The sequence below is a fragment of the Deltaproteobacteria bacterium genome (assembly GCA_016875395.1).
Classification (GTDB): Bacteria; Myxococcota_A; UBA9160; order UBA9160; family UBA6930; genus VGRF01.
In genome coordinates, this window is sequence record VGRF01000014.1 from 1 (window position 1) to 18427 (window position 18427).

Sequence of the window (18427 nt, forward strand, 5' to 3'; positions counted from 1 at the left end):
CGATCCGGGTGCGGCGACGGGACGCCGCGCCCCCCGCCCTGCGAGCGGGCGCACGCCCGCCTTCCGCAGCCCGCCGCGGCGCTCGCGGCTCCTCAGGTGCGAAGGTGCGTCTCGAATCCGTCGTCCACCCATAGCTCGTCGCTTCGCGGCGGCGCGGCCGGAGGCGCTCGCGTCGGCAGGCCGAGGCATCCGAGGATCGCGGCGGCTGCATCCGGGGGAAGATGCGCCGAGATCACGCGCGTGCGGGCGCCACAGCGTGGGCACGCGAGCACGTCGATGGCAAGCGCCGGCCTAGTATTTCTCGGGACCAACAACATGCAAGAAGGGACCACAGGAGAGCCAGGTTGGCTGCGATCGATCTCGAGAGATGTGCTTGGCGAGCGTCGCGGGGACATCTTGTATGACGCAGTGGATCTTGGGGTGTCGGTTGGCGTGGCAAAGCTGGCAGTGAAAGCGGGCGATTTTGCGGTACGCAAAGGAAGACTCGGTCCGGCACAGCTCAGCGCCTTCTGGAGACCGACGGGGATAGGTCGCGCTGTCATTTCAAAGGGCGACAGAATACGCAGGGATGCGACGCGGGAAGAGGAGGAGGTTCTACACTGATGACCTCCGGTATGCTGGTAACCGCACTCCTCTGTGTCGTGGTCGTAGCGGTCTGCTTTTTCGCGACGTGGACCTACGAGACCCGCGCCCCCATGCGGGTGTTCATTGGTCGTGGCGTGATCCTGACGTTCTTGCTGCACGTTGCGTGGCTCGATGGAACCGACGTGTCAGCCATCCTGGTTGGATGCACCATAGTGGTAGTCTTGTTCTTTCCGCGCAGCGCCAAGACAAAGTAGAGGCGAGACTCGAGGGTGCGCTCGCGATCGACGTGGGCAGCAGCATCCGATCACAGCGCGTGATCGAGGTGCTGTCGAAGCTCCTCAGCGTGCGCGGTGCTCCGCGCTACCTGCGCAGCGACAACGGCCCGGAGTTCGTCTCGCGGGCGATCCTCCAGTGGCTCACCCACGAGGCGAAGATCGAGACGGCGCTGATCGATCCGGGCAAGCCGTGGCAGAACGGAGCGAACGAATCGTTCAGCGGCAAGTTCCGCGACGAGTGCTTAGGGATGCAGTGGTTCCAGAATCGAACCGAGGCCCGCGGGTTGATCGAGGCCTGGCGACGGGAGTACAACTCCGTCCGGCCGCACTCGAGCCTCGGCAACCTCACCCCGGCGGAGTTCGCCGAGCGGTGTTCAACAACGCAGCAGACAGAGGCCGTTCTCTAGAGGAATTAGGGCCGAGGATCTCAGGCAGGTCACCCCTAGAACGCGAGGCGCCGGCTGCCCACTTAATGCCCACTTCGGTTTCTCTGGGGGAATGAAGGGTCTCGGAACCGTTTGATTCTGCTGGTCGGGCCGACTGGATTCGAACCAGCGACCCCCTGAACCCCATTCAGCGATGCACCGACGGAAAGCGTCGACAGCACGCGTGGTTACGCGAGCGGCGTGAACTCGCGGAAGAACTGCGGAAGAACGCGCACGCGTTTTCCTCCGCTCCGGCTTGCGGAAGGGATCACTCCCGGTGCGGCAGTGCGGCAGTGCGGCGGCGAGCGCGCCGCGGAGCGTGCGATGCTCGGGGCGGAGGTTGCTCGCGATGGTTTCCTCCGGCGCGAGGTTCGTGTACGGGCTCGCCTTCCTGTTTGCAATCGGTGGCGCGGTGCACGGGTGCAGCATCCCGAGCGACGCAAACGCGGTGCAGTCGGCGGCTTGGTATGCGCAATCGCTCGCGATCGCCGCAATCCCGTACGTGCTCGCGCGCTGCATCGAGAAGATGTCGGCGCCGGACTTCCCGACCTCGGCGCCGCCAGCGCCGAAGGCCGCGCCGCAGCGCGAGGTCACGCCGGGCGTCTACGAGATCAAGTAGCGGCGCTCCTACGGGGCGGGAACGTGAACCTGCTCGCAACCGCTGGGCGAGGGTGCGCATTCTGCTCGCGCTGTTCGAGGGCAACTCGCCAGCCTTCCTCGAAGAGAGGTGTGCGTGTGCACTCGACTTCGAACGTCCCCATGCGCCGATCTCGCCACCGGAGCAGCAGCTTCTCGCGCCGCTCCCGCGAGCCCCGCGCATTGCGAATAGCAGCTCGTGCGACTTCGCGAGGTGCGCTTCGGCGTGCTCCTTCACGTCGCGGCCGAACGTGTGCGCGGGCTCGCTGTAGACGCCTTCCGCGAAGCGGCGAATGCGCTTCGCGTAGAGCGCCTCGGCGGCGGCGAAGAACGTGTCGGCGATGACGCCGCTCTTGTCGCTGTGCCGCTTCGCGAGCTGCAGGAGCTCGCGGTACTCGACGCGAATCACGCGGTCCGCGCAGTCGGCGAACCACTCGCCCGCATCGCGCTCCGCGCGCGAACGCGCGGCGCCGGTGAGCCTTCCCGCAGCCGGCGCCGCGAGCTCGGACTCAGCTCGGCGAGCATCGCGTGCATGAGCGCGCTGAGCGTGTAGGCGTTGGCGCCGGACGGGTTGCGTTTCGGGTTCTTCTTCTTCACGTTGAGTTCTCCTCGGGGCGCTCGGTTACCGGTTCATCTCTTGGCGGGAATTCCGGCTCCGGGCGCCCACTTATTGGGTCGCCGCGCCGTCGCGACTTGCGGCGGCGACTCTCAGTCGGTCTCGTACTTCGATCGAATCAAGTTCCTCAACGGCGTCGCCTTCCGCGGTGCCCGGAACGCGACGCGCTGACGCGACGAGGGCGAGAGCCCGAACTCCGTCGCGAACTGTGCGAAGAGGCGCTCGGCGCCGCGCGCGACCCCGACCTCAGGCCGCACTCGCTCGGTGACGGCGCCGGTCTTTGGGTTCGTCGTCGTGTAAGTCATCCCGTCGCGCGCGATCAGCTCAAGCGCCGTGCGCCAGGTGCCGTACGCGACGCAAAGTCCCTCGAACATCCCGCGGTCTTGGCGTTGCGCGATGCCGAGAGCGTCGAGCTGCGGCGCGAGGTCGAGCCAGCAGTCGCGCGCGTGCCCGGTCAGGTGGTCAGGGCAAGGCCCGAGGCCCGGCTCGCCCTGCATCTCGTCGCCGAGTGCTCGCTTGCCGGGGTTTCCGAGCAGGAGCTTCAGCGCCCGCGGCTTCGGTCTCCGGCCCCTCACCGGCGCTCTCCTGCGGCGCATCCCAGGCGACTCAATTCGCGCTTTTGGACCTTCCGGATTGCCCAGCGGTTCGCGCTTCGCGCGGCGCGCATTGCCGTCACAGGCGACGCGCCGGGTATCTGGTTGAACGCGGCGGCGAGGCGGAGCCCCTTCTCCCACATCACCTCCGAGATTGTAAGTGCTTGGAATCTCGGCGTTTACTGGTCGGCCCCGGGCGCCTGGAGGAAGCGCGAGAGCACTTCGAGCAAGCGCTCGCGATCTATCGCGAGGTGGGCAACCGCCATGCGGAGGGTGTCGTGCTCGGCAACCTCGGCACCATGCACCACCTCCAGGGTCGATTGACGGACGCGCTCGCGTTTGACGAGCGCGCCGTCGCGATTTACCGGGAGTGTGGTGACCGGCGAAACGAGGGCATCGTGCTCGGCAACCTCGGCCTGCTGCGCATGGACCAAGGTCGTGCGCAGGAAGCACGTGAGCTCTTCGAGCGGGCGCTCGCGACCAACCGCGAGGTGGGCGACCGCAGCTCGGAGGGGCATGTGCTCGGGAACCTCGCCCACCTGCATGTTGGCGAAGGCCGAGTGGAGGGGGCGTGGGAACTCAATGAGCAGGCGCTCGCGATCCATCGCGAGGTGGGCAACCGGCGATTCGAAGGGATCGTGCTTGCCGCTCGGGGAGGTCTTCTCGCGCGCCGAGGCCGGACGGACAACGCGCGGGAGCACTTCGAGCGTTCGCTCCTGATCCTCCGCGAGGTGAGGGACCGTCAGCAGGAAGGCGCCGTGCTTGGGCTGCTGGCTGACCTCTGCGCGCAGACCAGCGCGATGCCCGAGGCGCGAGCGCACTTCGCCGCCGGCGAGCGGCTCCTGCGCGAGGTGGGAGACAAGCTCGAACTCGGCATGCTGCTCTGCGCGCGTGGGTTGCTGGAAGCGAGCAGCGACGACTCGGCGACCGGCCGCGCGTTGCTCGAGGAGGCCGAGAACCTCGCCGCGGAACTTGGCGCGGGACCTGAGTCGGAGCTCGGCAGGGCGATCTCGAAGCTCAGCGAACGGCTCGCCGCGAGCGCGAGCGCGCTACATCGAAGATGACGAGGCCCAGTGGCGTGAGCGCGCGCGATCCGCACGATCGCGCCGCACCTGCTCGCCGACGACCCGCGTGGCAAGGGGGAAGGCCCGCCTCGCGGAGGGCCTTTCGTCAGCCGCGTCCTTCGGCTTCAGTCAGGGCTTGAAACGGTTCCACATGTTACGGCCGATCATCGACAGCGCTGCGCCGGACGTGAGCACGCCTGCGGCACTGAAGATCTTCGTCAGTATCTCGCCGATCGCCGGAACGTTCATCAGCACGCTCGACAACGACGTCAGGGCGAGCGCCGTGACGATCACGCGAACGCTGTCTTCCGTCGCGATCGACACGCCGACGGCCACGCCGGCCACCACCAGGATGAGCGACGCGTACGGGATTTCCACGAACGCGCCGACGATGCAGACGGCGAGACCTGCCCAACCGATGAGCTTGTACGGATTCACATTCACGATTCATCTCCCTCAGATCGTTGTTGACGCGGCCCGATGGCCAGTACCGCTGCGGCATCCTACGCCGCTATGCGCCGACAAAGCAAGCAGAACCCTCCCCGTTCGGGGGCGAAGGTGTAGACGCCCTTGGGGCCAACGAGTTGTTGGAACGCTGTCAGCGGTTCCTGACACGAGCAGCTCTTTGACCTCAGCTTCGTGGTGCGGCCACCGACAATCAGGCACCCGGGGATTGAGCGTCGGCACTTGTCGTCCGAGCAGCGCGCGGCTTTCCGGCGAACTCATGTCGCGTCGAGAAGCTCGGGCGTGATGCGGAGGCGGGACGCTGGGTGCTCCGGTTCCTTCGGGCCCGTTGCGCGCGCTCGCTGAGCGCCGATTGCAGGAACCGTCGATGTCGAGTGCTGCCGCGACCAGCGGCGCGATCGCGCCCCGGCGCGCGGTTTGGGGGAGCAGGTTCGCGGGGCCCCGACGGCAGTACCTAGAATGCCGGCGTGACGAGAGCCTCGAATCCTCGAGATGTGAGAGCGACTCCGGGCGCGGCGCGCGCGCGGGACGCGCGGCGAGCGGCGGCCGTATGCGTCGCGGGTGCGCTCGCGCTCGCAGGCTGCTCCGTCTCGACCGAGGCTCACCCCGTGTTCGAGAAGGGCGGCATGCGCGCGGAGGGCGCGACGACGTCGGGCGTCCTGTCTGGCGCCGCGCGCGGCGACGAGGTTTACCAACGTCCCATGCCTCCCAGGCAAAGAGGGGGTTTCTCGTAAGCATGAAGTCGCGCCGGCATCGCTCGACGTGCCCGCTGGTTGTCGAGTCGTCGAGGTCGTCGTAGATCCCGGGCCGAGGTTTAGGGCGCTTCACTCCGCCACCTCGCGCTCGAGCGCGCCGCCGATGCGCTCGCCCACCTTTGCGCTCGCCTCGCGCAGCGGGTCCTGCGACCAGTGCGCGTAACGCTGCGTCGTCGTCGCGCGCGAGTGACCGAGCAGCGCGCCGATCGCCGGCAGCGAGAGCCCTTCCAGCAGGCCCTGCGACGCGAACGAGTGACGGAGGTCGTGAAGCCGGATCGCCGCGTCGAGCCCGCCCTTCGTCTTCACGTCGTTCCACGCCGCGCGAATTTCGCGCAGCGCGGCTTTCTTCGTCGGGTTCGGGAAGACCCACCGCTCATGCCGCTTCGGCGCGTTGGCGAGGCTTCTGAGCACGTCGAGCGCGGGCTCGTTGAGCACGACGTGCTTCGCGCCGTGGTGGCGTGCGGTCTTGTGCGTGTCGAGCGCGATGAATCCGCGCTCGAGGTCGACGCGCGCCCACTCGAGCCCCAGGATCTCCGCGCGCCGGCAACCTGTTAGGACGAGCAGCCGAATCGCCGCGCACTTCGCCGGGTCGCTCGTCTCGACCGCCTTCAAGCCCTTGCCGAGTCGGCGCAGCTCGAGCTCGCTCAGGTGTCGTTCGCGCGGCGCCTCGGCGAAGCGCTCGACGCGGCGCGTCGGGTTCGTGCCGTCGGGACGCAGGCCCCAGCGCTCGGCGAGGTTGAACAGGGTCGAGATCAGGAAGAGCACGCGGTTCGCCTGCACCGGTTTCGTCGCGAGGCTCGCGTGCACGTGCTGCACGTCGCTCGGCGTGACGGCCGCAACCTTCATCGGGCCGAGCGCCGGCGTCACGTACTTCGCGAGGATGCGCTTGTTTTCGAGCTGCGTCGCGCGCGCGTTCTTCGGCAGGTGCTCGGCCTCGTAGCGCTCGACGAGCTCGGCGACGGTGAGCGCGTCGAGGCGCTCGCGCTTCTCGCGCGAGGGGTCGCGGCCGTCGAGACGCACCTCGGCGAGCAGCCTCGCGGCGTGCGCGCGCGCGTTCTCCGCGGTGATCTTCGGATACGAGCCGAGCGAGTGCCGCTTCGTGCGGCCGTCGAGCATGTACTGGACGCACCACGCGCGCGCGCCGCTCGGATGCACGCGCAGGCCGAATCCCGGAATCTCCGCGTCCCACACGAAGCCCGCCTTCTTCGCCTTGTCCGCGACCGACTTCGTGAGCTTGACCGTGCTGCGCTTCGGCATCGCGCCCCCTTCGCGGCCTTCGGTGAGCCTCTCAGCGGGTCGCGAAAACAGGACCGCGGAAGAAAGGCGGAAGAACCGCAGCGGGATTTAGGGGGATTCCGCGGGCTTCGTCAAGAACAGCCGAGATTGTAAGTGCTTGGAATCTCGGCGTTTACTGGTCGGGCCGACTGGATTCGAACCAGCGACCCCCTGAACCCCATTCAGGTGCGCTACCAGGCTGCGCCACGGCCCGACCGGTCGCAGTGGGTAGCCGGCCGATCCTTCAGTGTCGACGAAAACGCAGCAGCGCGCGGAGCCACGCGACCAGCCCGCGGCTCGGCGCTGCGCGGCCTGGACCCGAAGCGCGCGATTTCGGCGCCTTCACGGAGATAGCCGTTTTCGGGTCCGCGGCTGGAGCGCGCGACCGCGCTTGCGCGTGTTGTCGGCGCGCCCCGGATTCGCCCTGCGCGCTGGCGATCGCCGTCGCGACGTCGCTGCCGATCTCGACTGCGGTCTGCAGGAGGCGCGCTGCGAGCGTGTTGATGACGCGCGGCACTCCGCCGGATTCGGTAGCGAGCCACTCGATCTGCTGCGGATGCAGCGCGTCGGGTGCCGCGCCCGCAAGCTCGAGCCGCCGGCGGACGTAGACGCCGACTTCGCGATCGAGCATGGGCTGCTTGAGGCGCACGTGATGAAGGCCCTCGCCGAAAGCGGCCATCGCGGCGCCCTGGCGGGCTTCGTTTCCGATCGCGGCAACGACTCGCAGCGCCCCGCCCAGCGAGTCCGCGAGCTGCCGCAGGCTCCGCGACGTCTCGGGCGGAAGTGCCCCGGCGTCGTCGACTAGCAGCACGAGTGGGCGCGCTCCTTCCTTCTTCGCGAGCCGCGCGAGCGCTGCCAGCGCGCTCTCCCCTTCGGCCTGCTCACCGGGCGCGAGTGCGAAATGCGCGAGATCCTCGGGCGCGAGCGCCGAGTACGGCAGGAAGCGGGACCGCGCGTTCGTCAGGTCCCGTGCGAGCACGTGCAGCACCATCGTCTTGCCGAGGCCCGGCGGCCCCGTCAGGACGCTGATGCGCTTGCCCGACGCGAAGCCTTCGCGCAGCGCCGTGAGTGCAGCCTCGGTGCCGAGGCGCGGCACGTAGAAGGCGGGATCGCTCGTGACGCCGAAGGGTTCCACCCGCGCTGTTTCGTCTCGACGGCCCCGCGACGCGAGTGCGTACCGCTCGCGTTCCGCGCTCAGCCGAGCTTCGCTGCGTGCTCGCGCAGGATCTGAAGCGCCTCGTCGACCTCGCGCAGGTGCGTGCGCGCCGCGAGGATCGCCATGCGCAGCCAGCGCTCGCCGGCGATCGTGGTGGGCGAGAACGCAGCGCGGCCGTCGGCGGCGAGGGACGCGGCGAGCCGCTCGGTGCGCGCATTCCGCTCCGCCGTGCTCCCGGCGCCGCGCGGGCGAAACAGGACCACGCTGAGATCGGGTGCGGGCCCGGTCTCGAAGGCCGTGTCTTCGCTGAGCCGCGCGTGCGCATGCTGCGCCAGTAACAACTTCTCTTCGAGCGCTGCCGCGAAGGGCCGCGTGCCGAGCAGCGCAAGCGGAAGCCAAACGCGCAGCCCACGGAACGGACGCGAGAGCTCGGGCGATGTCTCCATCGGCGAGAGCGTCACCTCGCCTCCGAGCGCATCGTGGATGTAGCTGGCCTCGAAGGAGAACGCGGAGCGCATCGCTTCGCGGTGACGCGTGAGCACGGCGCCGACGCCCCACGGCAGGAACATCCCCTTGTGCGGGTCGACGACGATCGAGTCCGCGCGCTCGATGCCGCGCAGGATCGGCGCCTTCACGAGCGCGAACATGCCGCCGTACGCCGCGTCGACGTGGAGCCACAGCTTCTCCCGCGCCGCCAGGTCGGCGAGCGCGGGCAGCGGGTCGACCGCACCGGTGTCCGTAGTTCCGGCGGCCGCCAACAACAACCAAGGCGTGAGTCCCGCCGCGCGGTCCGCCGCCACGAGGCGCGCGAGTGCGCTCGCGTCCATCCGGAAGCGCGCGTCCATCGGCACTTCGCGCACGACGGCCTCGCCGAGGCCCGCGACGCGCAGGCCCTTCGCGAGGCTGTGGTGCGCCTGCGCGGTGGCGTACACGACGGTTCGCGAAATCTCGGCGGCGCGGATGTGCGCGTGCTCGCGCGCGGTCACGATCGCGATGAAGTTGGCGAGGCTGCCCCCCGACGTGAGGTTGCCGGCGCTCTGCGCGGGGAGACCCAACAGCTGCGTGAGCCACGCGAGCACCGCGTTCTCGACCGCGACGGCGCCGGCGGCGACGCTGTGCCGTGCGGAGTAGAGGCCGCTCACGGCGGCGACGAAGTCCGCGAGCGCGGACTCGTAGAGATTCCCGCCCGGGATGTACGCGAAGAAGCGCCCCGACGCGGGACGCGCCGCGCCCGCCTCGACGTTGCGCTCGAGCCGCGCGAGCACGTCCGCCAGCGGCGCCGGCTCGTCTCGCACGGCGAGCTCGTCGAGTCGCGGAGCAGGCGTCTGCGGCGCTGCGGGGCCGCGCGCGATCTCGTCGATGCGCGCCTCCCCGTAGCCGAGCGCAGCATCCGCCAGCTCGCGGCGCCGCAGCGCATCCGCTTCGAGCGGCGCGCTCTCCGCTTCGAGCGCGCGCAAGCGCTCATGCAGATCGCTCATGCGAGGAGCGCCGCGCGCACCTCCAGCAGCGTCTCGCGAATGCGCTTCAGCTGCGTGGCTGGATCGCCGCCGAGCGCGAGGTCGAGCTGCGGCGCGTCGAGCGCCTTCTCCACGCCGAGCTCGCGCAGCTTCTTCTTCGCGCCCTCGATCGTGAAGCGCTCCGCGTACAGGAGCCGCTTGATCAGCTCGACGACCTCGACATCGCGCGCGCGGTAGAGGCGCTGCTTCGAGCGAGACTTCGCGGGCGCCATCCAGCGGAACTCGCTCTCCCAGTACCGCAGCACATACGGCTTGATGCCCGTGAGCTTCGCCACTTCGCCGATCCGGTAGTAACGCTTCTCGAGCGCGAGCCCGCTGCTGCTCTTCGTGGCTGCCTTGCGCGCCGACCGCTTTGCCATCGCCTGCCCCCGTCGCGAAGGCGCCATCGTAGGCTTTCTTGCGCCGACGTTTCATTCTGAAATCGTGCCGCTCCGATGAAAAAACGCGCCAGTCGCGTTCAGGCCGCGCGCGCACGCTCCGATAACGCGAGCAGCCGAGGCGCTCGCGAGCACGGGGCTGCGCACGCCGTCGCACTGCGCAGGGGCCTGTCGTGCTCGATCCCTCCCGCGAGATCGACGCCGCGCTGCTCCAGCACCGCCGGCTGTTCCGCTACCTCGCGCTGTTCTCCGCCGCGACGAACCTGCTCATGCTCGTGCCTTCGCTGTACATGCTGCAGATCTTCGATCGCGTGCTCACGAGCCGGAACGAGACGACGCTCGCGTTGCTGACGGTCCTCGCGCTCGCCTTCTTCGCGCTCGGCGGCGCCCTCGAGTGGACGCGCGGGCTGATCACGATTCGCGTGGGCGCGGCGCTCGATGCCGCGCTCGGGGCGCGCGTGTTCGACGCCGCCTTCGCGCGCGGGCTGCGCGAACGCGGCGCGAACCCGGCGCAGGCGCTCGCGGATCTCACGACGCTGCGGCAGCTCGTCTCGGGACCGGCGCTGTTCGCATTCCTCGACGCGCCTTGGCTCCCGATCTCGCCTTCCGCCCGCTCCCCTCCGTGCGGCGCACTTGTTAGGGCGCGCGCAACGGCCTCGCGGCGAAGTGCACCTCGCGCTTCTCGGAGACGCGCGAGCGCGCGAAACACGGGTTTTGCCCAGTGATTCCACGGAGGAATCGCGCCGCTCGCGCGACGGGGTCGCTCACCGGGAATTACGCAGAGCGCGGGATTGCGCTCCAGCTGCGCCGAGCTCGTAGCGATGAGGTGCGCGAAGGAGCGAGGCGATGCAGACGTTCTTGCACGTGGGCTGCGTACCGAAGCGGCGCGAGTCGACCACTCGCGGATTCGCCACGCCGGGTTGGCGCGAGCTCCGGCTCGACATCGACCCGGCCGCCGCGTCCGACATCGTCGGCTCGATGACGGACATGGCGGAAGTCGCCGACGCTTCGGTCGAGGCGCTCTTCTCGAGTCACAACCTCGAGCACCTGTTCGCGCACGAGGTGCCCGTCGCCCTCGCCGAGTTTCGCCGCGTGCTGCGGCCCGGCGGATTAGCGGTGATCACTTGCCCGGATCTGCAGTCCGTGTGCGAGCTCGTCGCACAGGACAAGCTCACCGACTCCGCGTACGTTTCGCCCGCCGGCCCGATCGCGCCGCTCGACATCCTGTACGGACACCGCGGCGAGGTGGCGCGCGGCAAGACGTACATGGCGCACAAGTGCGGCTTCACCGAGCGCGTGCTGGTGGGAACGCTGCAGGCCGCGGGCTTCGAGCTCGTCGTGCCGCTGCGCCGCGGAGCGCCTTACTTCGACCTGTGGGCTGTGGCGGGCGTCCCCCCGCTGCGCGCGGAGCGGCTGGTCGAGATGGCGCGCGAGCACCTGCCGGGCGCGCGCTGACCTCGCTCAGTCGTCGAGCGCGTCGTCGGTGCCGGGCTCCTCGCCATTGAGGATGTTCTTCAGCACGAGGCTCGGCTTGAACGTGAGCACGCGCCGCGCTGCGAGCCGGATCTCCTCGCCCGTCTGCGGGTTGCGGCCCTTGCGCGCGTTCTTCTCGCGCACGACGAAGTTGCCGAAGCCGGAGATCTTCACCTTCTCGCCGTCGGCGAGCGTGTCCTTGATGATGTCTAACACGCGCTCCACCAGCTCGGCGGACTCCTTCTTCGAGAAGCCCACCCGCTCGTAGATTTGCTCGACGATCTCGGCCTTCGTCATGGCTCTCTCCTATCCATCTGGACTTCGCTCGGCTGCGCTTGCGGCTAACGAAGCTCGGCTCCGAGCTCTTGCTTCAGCGCGTTCACCACGCGCTCCATGGTCTTCGCGATTTCCTGCTCGGTGAGCGTTCGATCCGTGCGCTGGAAGACGAGGCGAAACGCGAGGCTCAGCTTGCCCTCCGGCACGCCCTTCCCTTCGTATCGATCGAACACCGTGACCGACGTGAGCGAGGCTCCCGCGAGGCGCCGGATCGTCGCGATCACGCTGCCCGCCGCCGTGTCGCGACCTAACAAGAGCGCGATGTCGCGCACCACGCGCGGGTGCTTCGAGACTTCCCGGTACTTCGGCGGCTCCGCCTTCGCGCCGTCGAGAGCCTCGACGTCCGCGACCACGAGCGCGCACGGCGTGGCGATCTCGAACGCGGCAGCGACCTCGGGGTGAAGCTCTCCGACGCGCACGACGGACTTGCCCGCGACGCTGAAGCTCCCCGCAGCGCCCGGGTGCAGGAACGGCTCGCACTCGCCGGCCGAGAACGAGACGGCGTGACCGAGATCGGCGAGCAGCCGCTCCGCGATCGCCTTCGCCTGGAAGAACGGCGGCGTCTCCGCGCGGTCCCACACGCCGGCATCGCCTGCGGTGATGAGCGCGACCGCCTCGAGCGGCTCGCTCGGAAGCTCGCCGGGCGGGCCCTTGCGAAACACGCGCCAGATCTCGAACACGCGCAGCCCGCTCGCCTGGCGCGCGAGGTTCGCGCGCGCGATGCGGAGCACGGTGCCGGTGAGCTGCGTGCGGAGCGTGTCGTCGCTCGCGTGAATCGGGTTCGCGATGCGCACGCACGCACGGCGCGGATCGTTCGGCGCGAGGCGCAGGGCATCGTGCTCCGCAGCATCGACGCCGACGAACGTCATCAGCTCGGTCAGCCCCGACGCGACCAGGCTCGCGCGCGCGGCGTCGAGCGTCGCGCGGCGCGGCGGCAGCGTGGTGCCTTCGAGCGCGGCCGGCGGCAACGTCGCGGGAATCGCGTCGTAGCCGTGAATGCGCGCGATCTCCTCGATCAGGTCCTCGGGGATCGCGAGATCGCCGCGGTAGCGCGGGAGCTTGCAGCGCAGGAGCGCGCCCGCGGGCTCTGCAGCGACGTCGACGCGCGCGAGCAGCGCGATCATCTCGCTCGCCGAGAGCTGCGTGCCGAGCAAGCGATTCGCGCGCGCAGGATCGAGGCTGATCTCGCTCGCGCGCCGCACGGGTTCGCCGAGCGCCTCGACCACGCCCGGCGCGACGCTTCCGCCCGCGAGCTCCGCGAGCAGCAGGGCCGCGCGATCCGCCGCGCGCGCCTGACCGTCGGGGTCGACGCCGCGCTCGAAGCGGTAGCTCGCCTCGCTGTGCAGCCCGAGCCGGCGCGCGGTCTTGCGCACGCGCCTCGGGTCGAAGTGCGCGCTCTCGAGCAGCACGTTCGTGGTGCCCTCGTGAACCTCGCTCTCGGCGCCGCCCATCACGCCGGCGAGCGCGATCGCGCCCGAGTCGTCAGCGATCGCGAGATCGCCCGCTTCGAGCGTGCGGTCCTGGCCGTCGAGCGTGCGCAGCTTCTCGCCCGCCTTGGCCGCGCGCACGCGCACCGTGCCGCGCACGCGATCGAGATCGAACGCGTGCAGCGGCTGGCCGAGCTCGAGCATCACGAGGTTCGTCACGTCGACGACGTTGTTGACGCTGCGCACCCCTGCGGCTTCGAGCTTGTCGACGACCCACTTGGGCGACGGCGCCACGCGCACGCCGCGCACGACGCGGGCCGCGTAACGCGAGCAGCCCGCGCGATCTTCGATCGCGACGCGCACGTGCTTCGCCGCGGCGTCGCCCGACTCGCGTGGCGCGAGCTGCGGGAAGCGGAGCTCGCCGCCGAACAGCGCGCGCACCTCGCGCGCGATGCCGAGCATCGAGGCCCAGTCGCCGCGGTTCGGCGTGAGCTCGAAGTCGAGCACCGTGTCGCCCGTCCGTAACACCTCGGGCAGTGGCCTCCCGACGGGTGCGCTGGCGTCGAGCACGAGAATCCCGTCGTGGCTCTCCCCGAGGCCCAGCTCGCGCGCAGAGCAGATCATCCCGTTCGAGACGACGCCGCGGATCTTCGACTTCTTGATGCGCAGGCCGCCGGGGAGATCCACGCCCACGAGCGCGACCGCCACTCGCTGCCCCGCCGCGACGTTCGGCGCGCCGCACACGATCTCGAGCGGCTCGCCCTCGCCGACGTCGACGCGACAGAGCGAGAGCTTGTCCGCATCGGGGTGCTTCTCGCGCGCCACGACGTGGCCGACGCGCACGCCCGAGAGATCGGGCCCCGTGCGCTCCACGCCCTCGATCTCGATGCCCGCGGTCGTGAGGCGCTCGCACAGCGCCTCCACTGGAGGAAGTCCGATCCACTCCTCGAGCCAGCTCACTGCGACGCGCATCAGAACTGCTCCAGCACGCGCACGTCGCCATCGAACATGAGCTGGATGTTCGGAATGCCGAAGCGATCCATCGCCACGCGATCGAAGCCCATGCCGAACGCGAAGCCCTGATGCTGGTCGGGATCGATGCCGCAGTTGCGCAGCACGGTCGGATGGATCATTCCGCAGCCGCCCCACTCGAGCCAACGATCGCCCCAGCGAAAGTCCATCTCGGCGCTCGGCTCGGTGAAGGGAAAGAAGTGCGCACGGAAGCGCAGCTCGGTGTTCGCCCCGAACACGTGGCGGGCGAAGGCGTAGAGCGTGCCCTTGAGGTCGCCGAACGTGACGTTCGGGCCGACACAGATGCCCTCGATCTGATGGAACATCGGGTAGTGCGTGGCGTCGAGGTCGTGGCGATAGACGCGGCCCGTCGTGATCAGGCGGAAGGGCGGCTTGCGCCCCGTCATGCCGCGGATCTGGACGTTCGAGGTCTGCGTCCGTAACAAGTGGCCGCCGTCGACGAAGAACGTGTCTTGCGTGTCGCGCGCGGGGTGGTCCTCGGGGAAGTTGAGCGCGCCGAAGTTGTTCCAGTCGGTCTCGACCTCGGGGCCGTCTTCGAGCGAGTAGCCGAGGCCCGCGAAGAAGCGCTGCATCTCCAGCTCGATGCGGCTCACGGGGTGCATGTGCCCGCGCGGCGCGCCGGCGCTCGGCAGCGTCACGTCGAGGCGATGCTGCGCGAGCGCCGCGGCCTGCTGCGCGCCGCGCAGCTGCGCCTCGCGCGCGTCGGCCCACGCCTCGATGCGCGCCTTCGCCGCGTTCGCCGCGGCGCCGAGCGCCGCGCGCTCCTCGGGCGCGAGCGAGCCGAGCGTGCGCAGGACGCCCGACACGCTGCCCTTCTTGCCGAGGAAGCGCGCGCGCAGCTCGACGAGCTCCTGCGGCGTGCGGGCGTCCGCGAGCACGGGCTCCGCCTCGCGCAGGATCTCGGCTAGCTCGCTCGCGGCGCTCGGCATCTCGTGCGCCCGTTGGTTAGGCGCTCGCGCCGGCCGCTTTGGCGAGCCCCGCGAACGCCGCAGGGTCCGCCACCGCGAGGTCGGCGAGGTTCTTGCGGTCGAGCTCGATGCCAGCCTTCGCGAGGCCGGCGATCAGGCGGCTGTAGGAGAGGCCGTGCTCGCGCGCGGCGGCGTTGATGCGCGCGATCCAGAGCTTGCGGAACTCGCGCTTGCGCTGCTTGCGGTCGCGGTAGGCGTACTTCTGCGCGCGCTCGACGGTCTCGCGCGCTCGCTTGATCAGCTTGCTGCGCGCGCCGTAATAACCTTCGGCGGCGTCGAGAATCTTCTTGTGGCGGCGGTGTTTGGTGACGCCGCGTTTGACACGGGACATGACGTTCTCCTCGAATCGTGAATGCGGTGCGGTGGCGCGGTTCCTTCCCGCGCTCGAGCCGCGCCCGCTCTAGAGGTACGGGATCAGCTGGTCGACCTTCTTCGCGTCGCCCGGCGCCAAGATGCCTTTGTTGCGGAGCTGGCGTTTCCGCTTGCTCGACTTCTTGGTCAGGATGTGGCGCTTGTTGCGCTTCTGGTACGTGAGCTTGCCGCTCGCCGTCCGCTTGATGCGCTTCTGCGCGCCCTTGTGCGATTTCATCTTCGGCATCGGAACTCCTCGGAGCGTGGTTCGCCACGCACGATCAGGCGTGGGTTTCTTTCTCGGGCGCGGCGGGCGCCTTCGCCGCGCGCTCCGCTTCTTCTGCCGCGGCCAGGCGCGCCGCCTCCTGCTCTTCCGCTTTGCGCATGGCTTCCGCCACTTCGCGGTTCGGCACCAGCGTCATCGAGAGAGCGCGCCCGAGCATCTGCGGGTTGCTCTCCACGGTGACGAGGTCGCCGAGCACGGCGCGCACCTGGTCGAGCTTGTCGTAGCCCGCCTTGCGGTGCGCCATCTCGCGGCCCTTGAACATCACGGTCACTTTGACTTTGTCGCCGTCGATCAGGAACCGGCGCGCGTTCTTCAGCTTGAACTGGAGATCGTGCTCGTCGGTCGCGGGGCGCATCTTCACCTCTTTGAGCTGCGCCGTACGCCCCTTGCCCTTCGCCTTGCCCACGGCTGCCTTCTTCTTCTGCTCGTACTTGTACTTGCCGTAATCCATGATCCGGCAAACCGGCGGCCGCGCGTTCGGCGCGACCTCGACGAGATCGAGGCCGACTTCCTGAGCCTTCACCATCGCGACTTCGGGGCTCATCACGCCGAGCTGTTCGCCCTCGGCTCCGATTACGAGAATCTCCCGAACGCGGATGCGCTCGTTGACGCGCGTGGTGTCCTTCTCGGCGATATCCGTACCCTCCGTTCTTGTTAGGTCTCTCGCCGCGCGACGCGCGCGGAGAGATCGGCGACGAAGGCATCCAGCGCCATCGCCGCCGCATTGCGTTCGCCCCGCGCGCGGAAGCGCGGAGTGACGGTGCTCGCGGCCTGCTCCTGATCGCCGACCACGGCCATCACCGGGATCTTCATCAGCTCGGCTTCGCGAATCTTGTAGTTCAGCTTCTCGGCGCGGTCGTCGAGCGCTGCCCGCAATCCCGCAGCGCTGAGCGCGTCTCGCACCTTCGCGCCGTACTCGCGATGGCGATCCGTAATCGGCAGCACCACGACCTGATCGGGCGCGAGCCAGAGCGGGAAGTCGCCCGCGGTGTGCTCGATGTAAAGCGCGATGAAGCGCTCGAGCGAGCCGAGCACCGCGCGGTGCAGCATCGCGGGCTGGTGCTCCTTGCCGTCGCGTCCGATGTAGCGCAGCGCAAAGCGGCCCGGCATCGCCATGTCCATCTGCAGCGTGCCGAGCGTCCAGGCGCGACCGATCGCGTCGCGCACGTCGCACGCGATCTTCGGGCCGTAGAACGCGGCGTCGCCTGGCTTGATGCCGCACGCGTAGCCCGCGCTCTGCACGCCCTCCATCAGCGCCGTCTGCGCGCGCTCCCAGTCGGCGGGCTTGCCGAGGAAGCCCTTCTCCGGCCGCGTCTCGAGATTCACCTCGATCCCTGACAACCCGAGCGCGTCGTAGATCTCGCGCAGCATCTGGAAGAAGCGGTGGATCTCCGCCTCCACCTGCTCGGGCTCGCAATAGATGTGCGCGTCGTCCTGCGCGAAGGTGCGCACGCGCGCGAGGCCGGTGAGCGTGCCGCTGCGCTCGTTGCGGTGAAGGCGCGAGAACTCCGCGAGGCGCAGCGGCAGATCGCGGTAGCTGCGCTTCTCGAGCCCGAACAGGTGGCAGTGGCCGGGGCAGTTCATCGCCTTCACGCCGAGCTCTTCGCCCTCGTCGGCGCCGGCGAACCAAAACATGTCGTCGCGGAAGTTGTCGTAGTGGCCCGAGGTCTTGAACAGCTCCGCCCGGAAGAGCTGCGGCGCCATCACTTCCTGGTAGCCGTACTTCGGATAGAGCGAGCGCACGAACGCGACGAGGCCGTTGTAGAGCGCCATGCCGCGCGGGAGCCAGAACGGCGCGCCGGGCGAGATCGGGTCGATGTGGAAGAGCTTCAGCTGCGCGCCGAGGCGGCGGTGATCGCGCGCCTTGGCCTGCTCGACGGCGGCGAGGTGCGCGTCGAGCTCTTTCTGCGACGCGAACGCGGTGCCGTAGATGCGCTGCAGCATCGGATTGCGCTCGTCGCCGCGCCAATAATTGCCCGACGACTCGAGCAGCTTCAGCGCGCCGATCTGGCCCGTGTGCTGCACGTGGGGGCCGCGGCAGAGATCGACGAAGCGGCCGTGGCGGAAGACCGTGATCTCCTCGCCTTCCGGGATGTCGCCCAGGCGCGAGAGCTTCAGCTCCTCGCCCATCGAAGCGAACAGCTTCTTCGCCTCGTCGCGCGAGATCACTTCGCGCGAGAACGCGGCGCCCTCCGCGAGGATGCGGCGCATCTCGTCCTCGATGCGCGCGAGGTCGTCGGGCGTGAACGGCCGCGCGACCTTGAAGTCGTACTGGAACTTCTCGCTGTGATCGGCGCGGCCGGCGTCGACCTGCGCCTCGGGAAAGAGCCGCTTCACCGCGTCGGCCATCACGTGCTCTGCGGAGTGGCGGATCACCTCGGCGCCCTGCGGGTCGCGGTCCGTCACGATCTGGAGCGACACGTTCGTGCGCAGCGGCGTGCGCAGGTCCACGAGCTTGCCGTCGATGCGCCCCGCGAGCGCGGCCTTCGCGAGCCCGCGGCCGATCTGCGCCGCAACTTCGAGCACGGTCGCACCGGCAGACACCGTGAGCTTTCGACCGTCGGGCAGGCCGACCTCGATGGAGCTCATGAACGGTGTTGGGACGAGAGCGACATTCCGTGTGGACTCGGTCTTCTCGGGCTGACTGCCGCGCCCCGAGCGGGGTGAGCGGCCAGGTGGGTCGAAAGGCTTGGTAGACACGGGCGGGCTCGAACCGCCGACCTCCGCCATGTCAAGGCGGCGCTCTAGCCAACTGAGCTACGTGTCTGAAGTTCCTCTAAAGAGGCGATTTCAATACCGTTTTCGGCTTGGGGTG

General features: G+C 69.3%; 19 protein-coding genes, 3 tRNA genes and 1 pseudogene. 6 read left to right on the forward strand and 17 right to left on the reverse strand.

Annotation, left to right across the window (positions count from 1 at the left end; translation table 11 throughout):
• Window positions 1-602 precede the first annotated feature (602 nt).
• A complete protein-coding gene (locus FJ091_12090) occupies window positions 603-839 on the forward strand; it encodes a hypothetical protein (protein ID MBM4384096.1) in 237 nt (78 codons plus the stop codon).
• Window positions 840-859: 20 nt separating this feature from the next.
• Window positions 860-1267 (forward strand): annotated as a pseudogene (locus FJ091_12095) (transposase family protein).
• 121 nt (window positions 1268-1388) lie between these two features.
• On the opposite strand, the gene FJ091_12100 reads toward FJ091_12095, so the two are convergent.
• Window positions 1389-1468, reverse strand: a tRNA-Pro gene (locus FJ091_12100).
• Window positions 1469-1634: 166 nt separating this feature from the next.
• On the opposite strand from FJ091_12100, the gene FJ091_12105 reads away from it, so the two are divergent.
• On the forward strand, window positions 1635-1904 hold the full coding sequence (locus tag FJ091_12105) for a hypothetical protein (protein ID MBM4384097.1): 270 nt from the start codon (window positions 1635-1637) through the stop codon (window positions 1902-1904).
• A gap of 422 nt (window positions 1905-2326) precedes the next feature.
• Here FJ091_12105 and FJ091_12110 read toward each other — a convergent pair whose 3' ends face one another.
• On the reverse strand, window positions 2327-2518 hold the full coding sequence (locus FJ091_12110) for a hypothetical protein (GenBank protein MBM4384098.1): 192 nt from the start codon (window positions 2516-2518) through the stop codon (window positions 2327-2329).
• A 111-nt stretch (window positions 2519-2629) separates the two neighbouring features.
• Window positions 2630-3112 (reverse strand): phage terminase small subunit P27 family, encoded by a 483-nt coding sequence (locus FJ091_12115; GenBank protein MBM4384099.1) that lies wholly within the window; start codon window positions 3110-3112, stop codon window positions 2630-2632.
• Between the two features lie 182 nt (window positions 3113-3294).
• Here FJ091_12115 and FJ091_12120 point away from each other — a divergent pair, with 182 nt between their 5' ends.
• Window positions 3295-4194, forward strand: a complete 900-nt coding sequence (locus FJ091_12120; protein ID MBM4384100.1) for a tetratricopeptide repeat protein — start codon at window positions 3295-3297, stop codon at window positions 4192-4194.
• A 129-nt stretch (window positions 4195-4323) separates the two neighbouring features.
• Here FJ091_12120 and FJ091_12125 read toward each other — a convergent pair whose 3' ends face one another.
• From FJ091_12125 to FJ091_12150, 6 genes are all read right to left on the reverse strand, one after another.
• Complete coding sequence (locus tag FJ091_12125; GenBank protein ID MBM4384101.1) at window positions 4324-4638, reverse strand: hypothetical protein; 315 nt, start codon at window positions 4636-4638, stop codon at window positions 4324-4326.
• Between the two features lie 845 nt (window positions 4639-5483).
• Window positions 5484-6671, reverse strand: coding sequence for a tyrosine-type recombinase/integrase (locus FJ091_12130; protein MBM4384102.1), 1188 nt, complete (start codon window positions 6669-6671; stop codon window positions 5484-5486).
• Window positions 6672-6826: 155 nt separating this feature from the next.
• Window positions 6827-6903, reverse strand: a tRNA-Pro gene (locus tag FJ091_12135).
• 30 nt (window positions 6904-6933) lie between these two features.
• Window positions 6934-7824, reverse strand: a complete 891-nt coding sequence (locus tag FJ091_12140) for an AAA family ATPase (GenBank protein ID MBM4384103.1) — start codon at window positions 7822-7824, stop codon at window positions 6934-6936.
• 59 nt (window positions 7825-7883) lie between these two features.
• On the reverse strand, window positions 7884-9323 hold the full coding sequence (locus tag FJ091_12145; GenBank protein MBM4384104.1) for an aminotransferase class V-fold PLP-dependent enzyme: 1440 nt from the start codon (window positions 9321-9323) through the stop codon (window positions 7884-7886).
• Window positions 9320-9721 (reverse strand): MerR family transcriptional regulator, encoded by a 402-nt coding sequence (locus tag FJ091_12150; GenBank protein MBM4384105.1) that lies wholly within the window; start codon window positions 9719-9721, stop codon window positions 9320-9322. Before FJ091_12150 ends, FJ091_12145 begins: the two co-directional genes overlap by 4 nt.
• A 191-nt stretch (window positions 9722-9912) precedes the next feature.
• Here FJ091_12150 and FJ091_12155 point away from each other — a divergent pair, with 191 nt between their 5' ends.
• Both FJ091_12155 and FJ091_12160 read left to right on the forward strand, forming a co-directional pair.
• Window positions 9913-10464, forward strand: a complete 552-nt coding sequence (locus tag FJ091_12155) for a hypothetical protein (GenBank protein MBM4384106.1) — start codon at window positions 9913-9915, stop codon at window positions 10462-10464.
• 121 nt (window positions 10465-10585) lie between these two features.
• Window positions 10586-11194 carry a methyltransferase domain-containing protein gene (locus FJ091_12160; protein ID MBM4384107.1) on the forward strand — a complete coding sequence of 203 codons (609 nt, stop codon included), beginning with the start codon at window positions 10586-10588 and terminating at the stop codon, window positions 11192-11194.
• A gap of 6 nt (window positions 11195-11200) precedes the next feature.
• Here the strand turns inward: FJ091_12160 and FJ091_12165 are convergent, their stop codons facing one another.
• The 8 genes from FJ091_12165 to FJ091_12200 form a co-directional block, all read right to left on the reverse strand.
• Complete coding sequence (locus tag FJ091_12165) at window positions 11201-11509, reverse strand: integration host factor subunit alpha (protein MBM4384108.1); 309 nt, start codon at window positions 11507-11509, stop codon at window positions 11201-11203.
• Window positions 11510-11553: 44 nt separating this feature from the next.
• Entirely contained in the window at window positions 11554-13947 is a 2394-nt protein-coding gene (locus FJ091_12170) for a phenylalanine--tRNA ligase subunit beta (protein ID MBM4384109.1), read from the reverse strand.
• Window positions 13947-14936, reverse strand: coding sequence for a phenylalanine--tRNA ligase subunit alpha (gene pheS, locus FJ091_12175; GenBank protein MBM4384110.1), 990 nt, complete (start codon window positions 14934-14936; stop codon window positions 13947-13949). The genes FJ091_12170 and pheS overlap by 1 nt, the downstream gene beginning before the upstream one ends.
• Before the next feature lie 16 nt (window positions 14937-14952).
• On the reverse strand, window positions 14953-15306 hold the full coding sequence (rplT, locus tag FJ091_12180; GenBank protein MBM4384111.1) for a 50S ribosomal protein L20: 354 nt from the start codon (window positions 15304-15306) through the stop codon (window positions 14953-14955).
• Between the two features lie 69 nt (window positions 15307-15375).
• The gene (gene rpmI, locus FJ091_12185) at window positions 15376-15573 is read right to left on the reverse strand and encodes a 50S ribosomal protein L35 (protein ID MBM4384112.1); all 198 of its coding nucleotides are present in this window, start codon (window positions 15571-15573) and stop codon (window positions 15376-15378) included.
• A gap of 34 nt (window positions 15574-15607) precedes the next feature.
• Entirely contained in the window at window positions 15608-16246 is a 639-nt protein-coding gene (gene infC, locus FJ091_12190; protein MBM4384113.1) for a translation initiation factor IF-3, read from the reverse strand.
• Between the two features lie 20 nt (window positions 16247-16266).
• Window positions 16267-18201: a threonine--tRNA ligase gene (gene thrS / locus FJ091_12195; protein ID MBM4384114.1), complete on the reverse strand. Its 1935-nt coding sequence runs from the start codon at window positions 18199-18201 to the stop codon at window positions 16267-16269.
• Window positions 18202-18302: 101 nt separating this feature from the next.
• Window positions 18303-18379, reverse strand: a tRNA-Val gene (locus FJ091_12200).
• Between the last annotated feature and the right edge of the window lie 48 nt (window positions 18380-18427).